The organism is Streptomyces sp. NPDC029014 (assembly GCF_055564695.1).
In genome coordinates this window covers 18,437-32,325 of sequence record NZ_JBVHVT010000066.1, presented here as the reverse complement: position 1 = coordinate 32,325, position 13,889 = coordinate 18,437, and the positions used below count along the sequence as shown (strand labels likewise).

Genomic DNA, 13,889 nt, shown 5'->3' with positions numbered 1-13,889 from the left:
CAGCACACGCCCTAACCCGGTGAACCTTCCCGGTCACAGCACTAGTCGGCGTCCGGGGCCTCGATCGGCGTGCGGCGGCGGACCTGGTCCTCCTGGGCCAGTCGCCGCAGCAGTTCGAGTACCGGGGCGGACAGGGCGAACACGACGACCGCCTGCTCCGCCAGCGCCGCCGAGTCACAGAAGGCGGCGGCGCGGCGCAGGTCGAGGCGGGCGACGGAGTCGGCCAGCTCGGCGTAGGCGAGGAGGCCGTCCGGCCGGTACCCGGCGTCGAGCCGCCTGAGCTGCTTGAGCGCCGTGGTGAGCCCCCGTACGTGCGGGGAGGTGTCGGGGACCTGCCAGTCCATGGTCGCGATCAGCGCGGCGACGTCCGCCTCGGCGGCCGTCTCGGCCTCGGCCTCCTGCTCGGAGTCCCCGGCGGGGGCCTCCGCCACCGGTACGGGGAGGGCGTAGCTGATCGCGCCGAGGGCGGCGTCGGTGGTGTCGGCGCGGTCGACCGCGGCGAGGACCTCACGGGTGGCGGCGATGGAGAGCCCGCCCAGGCTGGTGAGCGCCTTGATCAGCCGGAGTCGGTGGACGTGCTCCTCCCCGTACTCGGCCAGGGTCGCGGCCGTGGCCCGGCCGGCGGGCAGCAGACCCTCGCGGCGGAAGTACTTGATGCTGGCGACCGGCACGCCGGTGCTGCGGCTGAGCTCCGAGATCCTCATCGGCTACCTCGCTGTGGTGCGGCCGGGCTGGACCGCCGCCGTCGTCGTCGATTGGACACCCTAAGAAGATACTGCCACTATCTAGTACTGGATACCTTGAATATCTAACTACTCCATGTAATCACCCTGGAGCTGCCATGCCTTCGCCCCAGCCGTCCGCCCCGTCCCCCACAGCACCCTCGGAGCCCTCCTCCGTCCTGCGCAGCCCACGGCTGTGGCTCGGCACGGGCGCGATCCTCGCGGTGGTCTCGACGCTGTTCGCGCTGCTGTACGTCGGCGGCAACGTCAACCCGAAGGGGAACCTGCGCGACCTGCCCGTCGCACTGGTCAACAGCGACCGGGGCGCCGACTCGGGCGGCAAGCACGTCAACTTCGGCGAGCAGGTCGTCACCGGGATCCAGAAGTCCGCGTCGGCCAACAAGAGCATCTCCTGGCAGGTGCTCAGCCGTGCGGAGGCCGACGAGCGGCTCGGCCAGGGCAAGCTCTACGGCGCCCTCGTCGTCCCGGAGGACTTCACCGCGTCGGTGTCGGCCCTGGCCGCACCGCCGGCCCAGGCCCAGGCCCAGGCCCAGAACCCGGCGCAGGCCCAGGCCAAGGCACAGGGGCAGCCCCAGGCCCAGCCGCAGGGTCAGGGCCAGGCACAGCCCCAGCCGGTGCGCCCGAAGCTGACGGTGCTGACCAACCAGTCGGCCGGTAGCTTCGGCTCGTCCATGGCCTCCCAGGCGAGCCAGCAGGCCGCCCACGCCGCCTCCGCGCAGCTCGGCAAGGAGCTCCTCGCCCGGGTGTCCGCCCAGGGTGCGGCCGCCGCCCAGCTGCCCCCGGCCGCCAAGCTGATGCTGGCCGACCCGGCCGCCGTGGAGGTCGCCGACGGGCATCCGGTCGGCGCGCGCAGCGCGATGGGCCTGAGCGCGTTCTACTACGCCCTGGTCCTGCTGGTGTGCGGCATGCTCGGCGCCAACGTGATCAACTCCCAGGTCGACAACGCGCTCGGCTACCTGCACACCGACTACGGCCCGATCCGCCGGCGCACCCCGGTCCGGCACACGAGCCGTGTGCGCACCCTGGCCATCGGCGCCCTCATGATGCTGGGCCTGTCGGTCGTGATGGGCTCCCTGATCGAGGCCACGACGGTGGGCCTGCTCGACATGGACGCCTCCCACCTGGGCCTGTTGTGGCTGTACTCGGTGGCCACCATCGCGGTCGTCGGCATCAGCGGTCTCGCCCTGCTGGCCGCCTTCGGCACGCCCGGCATGCTGATCTCCACCATCGTCTTCATCGCGATGGCCGTCCCGTCGTCCGGTGCGACCGTGCCGCTGGAGGCGCTGCCCGGGTTCTTCCGTACGCTCGCCGAGTTCGAGCCGCTCCGGCAGCTGACCGGCGGCCTGCGCTCCATCCTGTACTACGGTGCGCAGGGCGACGCCGGCCTCACCCGGGCCTGGGCCGCCATGGGCATCGCGCTCGCCGTCTCCGTGGTGTTCGGCTTCGGCATCACCCGCTTCTACGACCGCAAGGGCCTGCACCGCATCCCGCAGACCGCCGAGGCCCCGGCCGCCGCCTCCTCGGCGTCCGCCGCGCTCTGACCGCCGGCTCCTCCCCCTTCGGGCCGCGCCCTTCCCGGGCGCGGCCCGACGTGCGTTCCGCGTCAGCCGCGGGGCGTCCAGAGTTCGACCAGGCGGGCCGCCTTCCACGCGAGGCTTCCCCAGCCGCCGTTCACGGCGAACACGGCGATGGCGCTGGTGGGGAAGGACTTCCCGAGGCGGGCGACCAGCTTCTCCGGCCCGTCGCCGCACAGTCCCACCGCGAGCTCGTGCACGGCCGGGTTGTGGCCGACGACCAGCAGACCGGTCAGCTCGTCCGCCTGCTCCCCGAGCACACCGAGCAGTTCCTGCGCGTCGGCCTGGTACAGCCGGTCGTCGAAGACGGTGGGTGGGGGGTCGGCGAGCGCGGGGAGCATGAGCTGCCAGGTCTGCCGGGTCCGCCGGGCCGGCGAGCACAGCGCGAGGTCGACGGCGAACCCGAACGCGGCGAGTCTGCGGCCCGCCTCCGGGGCGTCGCCACGCCCCCGGTGGGCGAGCTCGCGCTCGAAGTCCTCGACGTCCGTGGCCTCTCGGGGCACCGCCTTCGCATGGCGGACCACCACGATCCGGCGCTCGATGTCCGGCACCGTCCACACCTCCCATGGCCCGGCCCGCCGGTCCCCCGCGCGGCCCCCGTGCCGGGCGCTCCTCGTCCTCGGCGACCCGGGTCCGGAACCGCCCCCTTCCGCTTTCCCCGGCCGGCCCCGCGGCAAGCGCGGCCGAACGGTGGACGCGCAGGACGGCCTGAAGCAGATCCGGCCCGACCGGCGGCCGACGGCGGCCGGTTTCGCTCGGGTGGGGCATGCAGAATCGATTACCTGCATGGCGTTCGGGAAGCCGGCCGTGCCCGTCGCCTACCGTGACCGGCGTTGCTCCACAGCCGCCCCGGCCCACGCCGGACCCCTCGAAAGGTGATCGAGGCATGAGCCAGTCCACCCGGGCAGTCGGCCGCGGACTCGACGCCGCCGGCACCGCCGCGCCGGCCGTCGCCGGGGTCGCCGAGAACCTCCGCTTCCTCGCCACCCACACCCTGCCGGCTTTCGTCCGCGGGTTCGTCAACGCCCGTCCCGTCGTGGTCAAGGCCTATGCCGCGGTCGGCCAGCCCGCCTGGTCGGCGGCCACCCTGCGCGCCCTGCGGGCCCGCCACGGCGGTGCGCCCGTGCTGCTCAAGGGCATGTCCGGGCCCATGCTCGTCCTCCTCGACGAGCCCGAAATCCGCCAGTTCTACGCCGAACCCGTCCGTACGCTGGCCATGGACTCCCCCGACAAGACCGCCGGCCTGGCCGTCCTGGAGCCCACCGGGGTCATCTGCTCGCACGGCGAACTCCGCGAACAGCGACGGCAGATCAACGACGAGGTCGTGGCCGCCCCCGAGGCCGTGCACCCCTGCGGTTCGGAGTACCTCGCCGTGGTCGCGGACGAGGCCCGGCGGCTCGCCTCGCGCAGCCTCCTCGACACGCCGGCGCTGGAACGCGCGATGCAGCGGGTGACCCGCCGGATCGTCCTGGGCGAGGCGGCCGCCGACGACCGGCAGCTCACCGAATGGCTGTTCACCCTGCGCAACGAGGGCAACTGGATGGGCAAGCGCCGCAAGCAGACCCAGGCGGCGCGGAGCCTGTACGCCCGGGCCAACGCGCGGATCGCCGCCTACGCCGCCGCGGCGCCCGCGCACACCCTGGCCGCCCGGGCCCTCGCCCACCCGGACCCGGACGGCACCCTCGACCCGATCGGCCAGGCCCACCACTGGCTGCTCGCCCTCGACGCGCTCGGCCCCGTCGCCGCCCGCACCCTGCTGCTCATCGCCACCCACCCGGCCGAGCAGGAGGCCGTCTTCGGCGAGGTGTCCGCGGGCGGCGGCCCGCTCCTGCCCCGGCTGCAGGCCTGCGTCCGGGAGTCCTTGCGGCTGTTCCCGCTGGTGCCGGACCTGGTACGGGTCACCCGGGCCCCCACGAGCTGGCGCGGCGCGCCCTACCCCGCGGGCACGTCGGTGCTGGTGCCCGCCCTGTTCCACAACCGGGACCCGCACCGGGTGTCGGCGCCCGACGCGTTCGTACCCGGCCGCTGGCTGGCTCCGGGCGCGACCGGGATCCTGCAGTTCGCGCCGTTCAGCCACGGCGGCGGCCGCTGCCCCGGGGAGAACCTGGGGCTGCTGGTGACCACCGCCCTGTGCGCCGAAATCCTGCGCGCCGACCGCCTCACCGGGGCCCGGCCCGCGCTGCCGTCCTCGGGCCCGCTGCCGCTGATCGTGGACACCGCCGGCATCCGGCTGGGCCTCGTACCCCGCTGACCGCTGACCTGCGCCGACGCCCCGCCCCGTCCCTTCCCGCTCTTCGCCCACCGAGCCGGAGACCGCCGGCCGGCCGAGACCACGAGGCCCCGATGACCGACACCGCCCCCACCACCCGCACCGCCGCCACCGCACCCGAGACACCGCAGCAGCCCGGCAGCTGGGTGACCGCGCCCTACGGGCCGGCCGGACTGCTGGAGCGCCTCGGCTCTGCCGCCTTCGCCGGGATCAACGCCCACTGGGAATGGCACGAACTCCCCCTGCCGCTCGCCCTGCTGAACCTGCGCACCCTCCGCGAGGACCTGCGCCGCAAGAACCTGTACGACACCTTCGGCGCGGGCGGCGAGCGCCCCCGCCGGGCCACCTCCCACCTGCTGCCCTACCGGTCGTACGACGGCTCCGGCTACGACCCGTACGACGAGGACATGGGCCGGGTCGGCACCCGGCTCGACCGCAACGCCCCGCTGGACCTCTCCTACCCGGAGCCGGACGCGGAGCTGATGAGCCCGAGCCCCCGGGAGATCAGCCGCCAGCTGCTGGCCCGCCGCTCCTTCGTGCCGGCCACCACGCTGAACCTCCTCGCGGCGGCCTGGATCCAGTTCCAGATGCACGGCTGGGCCAACCACGGGGACAACACCGCCGTGGACCCGTTCACCGTGCCCCTGGCCCCGGACGACGACTGGGAGGCCCGGGGCGGCACCTGCCCCATGCGGATCAACCGCACCCAGCCCGACCGGGTCGCCCACACCACCCCCGACGCCCCGCCCACGTACGAGAACACGGTCACCCACTGGTGGGACGGCTCCCAGCTGTACGGCAGCGACGAGGAGCGCTGCCGCTCGCTGCGCACCGGCGAGCACGGCAAGCTGGTCCTCGGCGCGGACGGCCGGCTGCCCGCCGACCCCCGCCCGGGCCGGGAGTGCCTGGACTGGACCGGGATGAACCACGACTACTGGGCGGGCCTGTCGCTGCTGCACCACCTGTTCACCAAGGAGCACAACGCGATCTGCGACATGGTCCGCTCCCACCACCCCACCTGGGACGACGAGCGGATCTTCCAGATCGCGCGGCTGGTCAACACCGCCCTGATCGCGAAGATCCACACGGTGGAGTGGACGCCCGGCATCCTCGACACGCCGGCGCTGCACTACGCGATGAACGCCAACTGGTACGGGATGCTGCCCCGCTGGGTGAGCAAGCGGTTCGGCCGGATCGGCTCGGGCGAGATGCTCAGCGGCATCCTCGGCTCCCCCACCGACCACCACGCGGCCCCGTACTCGATGACGGAGGAGTTCGTCTCCGCGTACCGGCTGCACCCCCTCATCCCCGACGAGCTCGCCGTGCACGAACACCGCGGCGGCCGGCTGCGCCGCACCATCGGCTTCGACGAGATGCAGGGCCGCACCACCCGCACGGCCGTCGACGAGTTCGGGATGAGCGACCTCCTGTACACCTTCGGCACCTCCCACCCCGGCGCCCTGGTCCTGCACAACCACCCCGACGCGCTGCGCAACCTGATCCGGCTGTCGGGCGAGCACATGGACCTCGGGACCGTCGACATCCTGCGCGACCGCGAGCGCGGCATCCCCCGCTACAACGCCTACCGGCAGATGCTGCGCAAGCGGCCCGTCAGCTCCTTCGAGGAGCTGACGGGCGGCCACCCGGACGACACGCCGCTGATCAGGGACCTCTACGAGGGCCGGCTCGACCGCGTCGACACCCTCGTCGGCAATCTGGTGGAGCCGCGGCCCGAGGGCTTCGGCTTCAGCGACTCCCTGTTCCGGATCTTCATCCTGATGGCGAGCCGGCGGCTCAAGAGCGACCGCTTCTTCACCACCGACTACCGGCCGGAGGTGTACACCGCGGAGGGCCTGGAGTGGGTCGACCGCAACACCATGGTCACGGTGCTGCTGCGGCACCACCCCGAACTGGCCCCCGCCCTGGACGGCGTCGCCAACGCCTTCGGGCCGTGGAAGGGCCGGTAGGGCACCTGCCCCCGGCCGCCGCGCACGGGGCCGTCGGCTGCGGGACGGCCGCGGGACGGCCGCGTGTGGGGCCGTCCCCGCGGGGCCGTCCCGCAGGGGCCGTCCGCGGCCGGCCGATCACCGTGCGTGTCGGGAGCCCGGTGGGCCGTACGGGGTGTGCGGGGGGACCATGGGGGGTGTGGACGATCGACGTCGTCCGGGTCCGATCCGGGTGGGTGGCCCATGCGTGAGCAGACCTCGATGGAGGAGCTGATCAGCGGCGCCGCGCAGGACGCCGGCGGGTGGCTGGGCGCCCTGCCGGTGGCCCAGGTGGCGACGGGCTCCGACGGCCGGATCGTCCGCTGGAACCATGCCGCCCAGGAACTCCTGGGGTACCCGCCTCCGCAGGTGCTGGGACGGCACATCGCCGACCTGCTGCACCCGGGCGCCGACCGCAGCCTGGGACGGGCCCTGTGGGAGACGGCCGCCACCGGTCGCGGGGTGATGGGCACGGTCACCGCCTGGCACCGCGACGGGCATCCGCTGGAGCTGGAGATCTGGGCCTGCCCGGTGCCCGACCGGAAGGGCTCGGCGTCGGCGGTGCTGGTGTTCGCCGCCGAGGCGCACGCCGCGCGCCGGGTCCGCGGGTCGTCGGCGGTGTGGGAGGGGCTGTTCGCCCGGTCCCCGGTGGGGATCGGCATCCTCGACACCCAGCTGCGCTTCCTGCTGGTCAACCCCGCCCTGGAGCGGATGAACGGCCTGCCGGAGTCCTCCCACATCGGGCGACGGCTCGCCGAGGTGCTGCCCCAGGTGAACGCCGCCGAGATGGAGGAGGCGATGCGGGAGGTCCTGGACACCGGCGAGCCGCTCCTGGACCGGCGGCGCCGGGGGCGTACGCCGGCCGACCCGGACCACGACCGGGTGTGGTCGTGCTCCTACGTCCGGGTCGAGGACCCCTCGGACCGGCCGATCGGGGTGATCGCCACGCTGGTGGACGTCACCGAACAGCAGCGCGACCACACCGCCGCCGCGGTGGGCCGTCGCCGGCTCGCCCTGCTCAGCGAGGCCAGCGTACGGATGGGGGCCAGCCTGGAGCTGGAGCGCACCGCGCAGGAGCTGGCCGACCTCGCCGTGCCGCACCTCGCCGACGTGGTGACCGTCGACGTCCTGGAGAGCCTGGCCCGCGGCGGCGAGCCCGGCATGGGCCTGACCTCGGGGGCGGAGCTGCGGCGCCTGGGCAAGTCGCCGCTGACCGGGCGGGCGCTCGGCGACGTCCTCGCCCCGATCGGGAGGACCCTCGTCTTCCCCGCCGGCGCCCCGTACACCCAGGCCCTCAGCGTCCGCCAGCCGTACGTCCTCGCCCGCTTCGACCAGCGGGCCGTCGCCCTCGCGGCACGCCGCACCGACAAGCCGGCACAGCTGCTCAAGGCGGGCGTGCACTCGTTCATGATGGTCCCCCTGGTCGCCCGTGACCTGGTCCTGGGGGTGGCCACGCTCTACCGGATGCGGCCGGTGGGACCGTTCGGGTCCGACGACGTCGTCCTCGCCGGCGAGCTGGCCGCCCGCGCCGCCATCAGCATCGACAACGCCCGCCTCTACCAGCACGAGCACGAGACCGCGGTGCTGCTCCAGCGCAGCATGCTCCCGCAGCACATCACCCCGCCGACGGGCATCGAGGTGGCCCACCGTTACCTGCCGGCCAGCGACATCAACGAGGTGGGCGGCGACTGGTACGACGTCCTCCAGCTTCCCGACGGCAGGGCCGCGCTGCTGATCGGCGACGTCATGGGGCACGGCATGGCCGCGGCCGCGGTGATGGGCCGGCTGTCCGCGAGCGTACGGGCGCTGGGGCGCCTGGACCTGCCGCCGACGGACATGCTGCACCAGCTGGAGGCGGCCCTCGCCGACCTCGCCGAGCCGATGCTCGCCACCTTCCTCTACGTCACCTGCGACCCGCGGACCGGCGAATGCACGATCACCCGCGCCGGGCACCCCCCGCCGGTGGCGGTGCGACCGGACGGCACCGCCCAGGTGGTCAGCAGTCCGCCCGGGGTCCCGCTGGGCGTCGGCGGCATCGACTTCACCACCACCCGCCTGCCCCTGCCGCCGGGCTCCCTGCTGGTCCTGTACACGGACGGGCTGATCGAGGCCCGGGGCACCGACATCGACGAGCGGCTCGGGGAGCTCACCCGGCTGCTCACCGAACCCCACCGCCCCCTGGACCACCTGTGCGACACCCTGGTCACGGGCCTGGTCCCCGCCTCCGCGGACGACGACATCGCCATCCTCATCGCCCGCGTCGGCAACTGACGCCCCCTCGCCCCCGTGGGACCCGCCTCGGTCGGCCCCGACTCGACGCGTCCCGGCCCGTACCGGTCCGGCCCAAAGGCGGAACGGGGTGGTTTGATGCCGACTCAGGGGTTTTGTGGCCGTTGATCGACCTTGAGGACGTCACCTGTGCTGCGCAAGCAGAAGCGAGCCCCGGGAGCGGCTCCGGGCCCGGCGCTGCCGTGGTGCCTGGCCGCGGGGTTCTTCCTCGCGTACGCCACGCTGTCGGTGAGGCTGCACCGGCGGATGCTGACCTACGGCTACGACCTCGGGATCTTCGAACAGGCCGTGCGCTCGTACGCGGGGGGCCGTCTCCCCGTGTCCGCCCTGAAGGGGCCCGGTTTCAGGCTGCTGGGCGACCACTTCTCCCCGGTGCTCGCCACGCTCGCCCCCTTCTACCGGCTCGTCCCCTCACCCGTGACCCTGCTGGTCGCGCAGGCCGCCCTGCTCGCCGTGTCCGTGGTGCCGCTGAGCCGCTGGGCGCACCAGGCGTACGGTACGGCCGCCGGGCTCGTGGTCGGCCTCGGGTACGGCGCGTCCTGGGGCATCGCCGCGGCCGTCGAGTTCGACTTCCACGAGATCTGCTTCGCCGTCCCGCTGCTGGCCTTCTCGGTCACCGCCCTGGGCAACGGGCGTTGGCGCGCCGCGGCCGCCTGGGCCCTGCCCCTGCTGCTGGTGAAGGAGGACCTCGGGGCGACCGTCGCCCTGATCGGCGCCTACATCGCCTGGCGGGGGCCCCGGCGGCTGGGGCTCGCCACCGCCGCGGCCGGGGTCGCGGGTACCCTGCTGGAGGTCCTGGTGATCATCCCGGCCTTCAACCCCGAGCACCGGTACGCCTACACGGGCGTCCTGACCGGGGGCGGGGCGGGCGGCGGGGCCCTGGCGCGCCTCCTGCACCTGCCCCTCGACCTGGTCACACCGCAACCCAAGGCCACCACCCTGGTCCTGCTGCTGGCCCCGGTCGCGTTCATGGCGCTGCGCTCACCGCTGATCGTGCTGGCGCTGCCCACGCTGGCCTGGCGCTTCCTCTCCGACACCCCCGCCTACTGGGGCACCGTCTACCACTACAGCGCCGTCCTGATGCCGATCGTCTTCGGCGCGTTCGTCCACTGCCTGGGGCTGTGGGCGCCCGGCGACTCGGCGCAGGACCGCCGGACCGTGCGGGTCGCCCTCACCATCAGTGCCGCCACGACGCTCCTGCTGCTGCCGCAGTTCCCGCTGGCCCGGTTCGCCGACCGGGCGACCTGGCAGACGCCGCCGCGCGCCGCCGCCGCCCACCGCCTGATGGACCGGATCCCCGACGGCGCGACCGTCGCCGCGTCCAACCGGCTCGTCCCCCAGCTCACCGACCGCTGCACGGTCACCCTGTTCGGCTTCCCCGGCATCCCGCTCACCGCCGAATGGATCGTCGTCGACGCCCATGACCCGATGGGCTTCCCCCTGTCGGCCGAGGACGAGGCCCGGGCACTCCGGGACGCCCGCGACGCCGGCTGGCGCACGGTCGCCGAGGACGACGGATTCGTGCTGCTGCGCCGCTCCCCGGCCTGAGGCCGGCACGCCCCGACGATCCGGCCGGGTGCGGGTGATCGGGTGATCGGGTGACGGACCTCGCGTCCGCCCGCCCTTGCGGGGCCGGTGGGGTTCACCGCCATACACGAGGACTGGGGACGACTCGACTCGACGCTCGACGACCTCGGGTGCGGCCGTTCCTGGGCCGACGTCCACCGCGCCAAGAGGATGGAGCTGACCTGCCCGGAGTGCCGCGGCCAGGTCTTCGCCCGCGTCTCGCAGCACCGGGCCCGGCACTTCTACCACAAGGTCCGGCCGCTCCACTGCGCGCTGGCGTACGAGTCGCCCGAACACCACCTGTTGAAGCTGGAGCTGGCCATGGCGGCCCGGGCGGCGGGGTGGCACGCGGAGCTGGAGGTGGGCTCCGCGGCCCGGGACTGGCGTGCGGACGTCCTCGTCCACGACGACCGGGGCGAACCGCTCATGGCCCTGGAGGCGCAGCTGTCCCCCATGACCGCGGACGACGGGCTGGCGCGCACCGCCCGCTACGCGCGCGACGGCGTCGCGGTGTGCTGGGTGGCGCTGCACCACCGCCCGTGGCAAAGGGTCGTGCCGTCGCTGCAGGTGTACCCTCCGCCGGGGCGCGGGCAGAGCTGGACGGTGCACCACGGGATGGCCCGGTACGTCTGGAATCCGCGCACGCTTCGGGCCCCCGCGGCGTGGGAGCACATCAGGCGCCCGCTCGGCGATGCGGTCGCGTGGATCCTCGACGGCCGGGTCCGGGCGCACACGGGGCGGGACGGCTCGGTGTGGTGGACGGCGCCCGCGTACGTGGACCTGGCCGTGGCGCGGGCGCGTCTGGAAGCCGATGCGGAGGCGCAGGAGCGGGCCGCCGCGGCCGAGCAGACCCGGCAGGAGGCCGAGGAACGGGCGCGGCGGCGGGCCGAGTTGCGGGCCCGGCAGGAGGAGCAGGAACGGGCGGAGGAGCTGGAGCGGCAGGAGGAACTGGCCCGGCTGGCCGGCTTCTTCGCGTACTGCGGGATCGATCCCGCGGAGTGGGGCGCCTTCACCGGGATGGTGCGGGACGCCTCGGGGAAGCGGGTGTTCTTCGGCGACCAGAGCCGCGCGCACGGCGACGGGTTGCTGGTCCACACGGTGTCGAGCCGGGAGGGGATCCGCAGGCTGGCCGGGGTGGTCTGCCCCCGCCCGGAAGCCCTCGGGGCGTGGCCGCACGACCTGACGATACTGGTCCCGGGGCAGGTGTGGCTGGCCCGCATCCGGGCCGCCGCGCGGACACCGCTGAAGGTCGCCGTCCTCGACCCGGCCACCGGGCGCCGCGCCTTCGTACGGGTCGCCCCCGACCCCCACCCCGGTGGTGCGGGCCCGGAGGCCGGGTAGGGGGCGGGGGTGCGCCGCGGGCGGGGCAGCGCTCAGCGTGCGCGCTGCTCGATGAGGGCGGCCAGGCCGTCGAGGATGCGCTGAAGGCCGAACTCCCAGGCCTGGTCCTGCCCGTGGGACGCGGCCGCTGACTCCAGGGCCGCGGTGAGCGCGGGGAAGCGCGCGCCGTGCTCCCGCATCAGACCGCCCAGGATGACGCCCAGTTGCGCCTCCAGGTCGCCCTCGGGGCCCGCGGCCCGGGCCTGCTGGGTGAGGGAGCGCAGGTGGCCGGCCAGCAGGGCGGCGGCGTCCATCCGTTCGGCGCCGGTCAGCCCCGTACCGTCCAGGACGGCGACGGCCCGCTCCAACCAGGACAGCTCCGCGGGCCCCATGACGCGCGGCCCGACGGTGGCCTCCAGGACCCAGGGGTGCCGGCCGAAGGCCTCGCCCAGCCGGCGCGCCCATTCCTCCAACTGCCCGCGCCAGCCGCCGGAGCGCGCCTGCACGGCGGGGCAGTCGCCGATCGCGGCGTCGACCATCAGCGCGACCAGCTCGGCCTTGCCCGGCACGTACCGGTACAGCGCCATCTTCGTCACGCCCAGGTGCGCGGCGACCCGCTGCATGGACACGTCGGCCAGGCCTTCCGCATCGGCGATCTCGATGCCGGCACGCGCGATGCGCTCCGGGTCGAGCGTCGGCCTGGGGCCCCGCCCGCGCTTCGGGGGCGGACCCCACAGCAGCCGCACCAGTTCGGCGTGCTCACCACCCATGCCTGCCGCTCCTCTCCCCGTTCCGTCCTTGCGCAACCAACTGCGTCTACGGTACACAGTAATTAATCGTGTCCGCCGGACACAGTTTCAGAGCGGAGCAGACCGTGACCGTGCAGAAGTCCCCGGACATCAAGACCGTCCTCATCTCCGGCGCGAGCATCGCCGGACCCGCGCTCGCCTACTGGCTCGGACGCCACGGCTTCGAACCCACCGTCGTCGAACTGGCGCCGGCCCTGCGCCCGGGCGGGCAGGCCGTCGACTTCCGCGGCGCGGCCCATCTGACCGTCCTCGAACGGATGGGCCTGCTACCCGAACTGCGCCGCATCCGCACCGGCGGCAGCCCGATGCGCTTCGTCGACGAGCGCGGCCGGACCCTGCTGCACCTGCCGGCCGAGTTCGCCGGCGGCGAGATCGAGGTGCCCCGCGGGGACCTGGCCCGCGCACTGTACGAGCACGGCCTCCCCCGCACCGAGTACGTCTTCGGCGACTCGATCACCCGCCTCACCGAGACGCCCTCCGGCGTGCAGGTCGACTTCCGCAGCGGGACCTCGCGCGAGTTCGACCTGGTCATCGGCGCGGACGGGATCCACTCCAACGTCCGCCGCCTCGCCTTCGGACCGGAGGGGGACCACGTCAGCCACCTCGGCTACTACGCCGCCACCTGGCAGCTGCCCAACGTCCTGGGCGTGGAGAAGGGCTCGGTCGGCCACAACGCGCCCGGGCGGCTCGCCTCCGTGGGCGCCGACCACCGGGACCCGAGCCGGGCGGGCGCCTTCTTCGTCTTCGCCGCGCCCGAGCTGTCGTACGACCGCCACGACCCGGAACAGCAAAAGCGGCTGCTCCACGATGCGTTCTCCGGCCTCGGCTGGGAGGTGCCCCGACTGCTGGACTCGCTGCGCGAGGCCCCCGACCTGTACTTCGACTCGATCAGCCGGGCGGACGTCGACACCTGGTCGACGGGGCGCGTGGGCCTCATCGGTGACGCGGCCTGCGGGGCCACCATCGGCGGTATGGGCACGGGAACCGCGGTCGTCGCCGCCTACGTGCTGGCCGGCGAACTCGCGCGGGCCCGGGGCGACCACCGGAGGGCCTTCACCCGGTACGAGAACCGGCTCCGCGCGTACGCCGCGGGCTGCCAGGCCGGCGGCGACCGCACCGGGAAGTTCCTCGCCCCCGCCACCGCGACCGGCATGCGCCTGCGCAACACGCTGCTGTCCCGCCCCTGGCTGCTGAACCGGATGCTCAAGACGGGCGAGCGCGTCAGCAGCACCGTGGACCTGCCGCACTACGGCGCGCAGCCCGACGCCGCCGACCGCGCCGGCCGGGGCGCACGGGGCGGACGGGACGATCGGATCGGCCGGGGCGCCTGATCC

At 74.2% G+C, this 13,889-nt stretch carries 10 protein-coding genes; 7 read left to right on the top strand and 3 right to left on the bottom strand.

Annotation, left to right across the window (positions count from 1 at the left end; translation table 11 throughout):
• Positions 1–41: 41 nt before the first annotated feature.
• On the bottom strand, positions 42–704 hold the full coding sequence (locus ACZ4VL_RS29575; RefSeq protein WP_468205870.1) for a MerR family transcriptional regulator: 663 nt from the start codon (positions 702–704) through the stop codon (positions 42–44).
• A 137-nt stretch (positions 705–841) separates the two neighbouring features.
• Here ACZ4VL_RS29575 and ACZ4VL_RS29570 point away from each other — a divergent pair, with 137 nt between their 5' ends.
• Positions 842–2,284, top strand: coding sequence for a DUF3533 domain-containing protein (locus ACZ4VL_RS29570; protein WP_468205867.1), 1,443 nt, complete (start codon positions 842–844; stop codon positions 2,282–2,284).
• A 62-nt stretch (positions 2,285–2,346) separates the two neighbouring features.
• Here ACZ4VL_RS29570 and ACZ4VL_RS29565 read toward each other — a convergent pair whose 3' ends face one another.
• Positions 2,347–2,868: a SixA phosphatase family protein gene (locus ACZ4VL_RS29565; protein WP_468205864.1), complete on the bottom strand. Its 522-nt coding sequence runs from the start codon at positions 2,866–2,868 to the stop codon at positions 2,347–2,349.
• 335 nt (positions 2,869–3,203) lie between these two features.
• On the opposite strand from ACZ4VL_RS29565, the gene ACZ4VL_RS29560 reads away from it, so the two are divergent.
• From ACZ4VL_RS29560 to ACZ4VL_RS29540, 5 genes are all read left to right on the top strand, one after another.
• Complete coding sequence (locus ACZ4VL_RS29560; protein WP_468205862.1) at positions 3,204–4,568, top strand: cytochrome P450; 1,365 nt, start codon at positions 3,204–3,206, stop codon at positions 4,566–4,568.
• Positions 4,569–4,660: 92 nt separating this feature from the next.
• Complete coding sequence (locus tag ACZ4VL_RS29555) at positions 4,661–6,553, top strand: peroxidase family protein (RefSeq protein ID WP_468205859.1); 1,893 nt, start codon at positions 4,661–4,663, stop codon at positions 6,551–6,553.
• 222 nt (positions 6,554–6,775) lie between these two features.
• Positions 6,776–8,842, top strand: a complete 2,067-nt coding sequence (locus tag ACZ4VL_RS29550) for a SpoIIE family protein phosphatase (protein WP_468205856.1) — start codon at positions 6,776–6,778, stop codon at positions 8,840–8,842.
• 147 nt (positions 8,843–8,989) lie between these two features.
• Positions 8,990–10,408, top strand: coding sequence for a DUF2079 domain-containing protein (locus ACZ4VL_RS29545; RefSeq protein ID WP_468205853.1), 1,419 nt, complete (start codon positions 8,990–8,992; stop codon positions 10,406–10,408).
• Between the two features lie 87 nt (positions 10,409–10,495).
• On the top strand, positions 10,496–11,767 hold the full coding sequence (locus ACZ4VL_RS29540; protein ID WP_468205850.1) for a competence protein CoiA: 1,272 nt from the start codon (positions 10,496–10,498) through the stop codon (positions 11,765–11,767).
• A gap of 32 nt (positions 11,768–11,799) precedes the next feature.
• Here the strand turns inward: ACZ4VL_RS29540 and ACZ4VL_RS29535 are convergent, their stop codons facing one another.
• Positions 11,800–12,516, bottom strand: a complete 717-nt coding sequence (locus tag ACZ4VL_RS29535) for a TetR/AcrR family transcriptional regulator (RefSeq protein WP_468205848.1) — start codon at positions 12,514–12,516, stop codon at positions 11,800–11,802.
• Between the two features lie 104 nt (positions 12,517–12,620).
• Here ACZ4VL_RS29535 and ACZ4VL_RS29530 point away from each other — a divergent pair, with 104 nt between their 5' ends.
• Entirely contained in the window at positions 12,621–13,886 is a 1,266-nt protein-coding gene (locus tag ACZ4VL_RS29530) for an FAD-dependent monooxygenase (RefSeq protein WP_468205845.1), read from the top strand.
• The last annotated feature ends 3 nt before the right edge of the window (positions 13,887–13,889 follow it).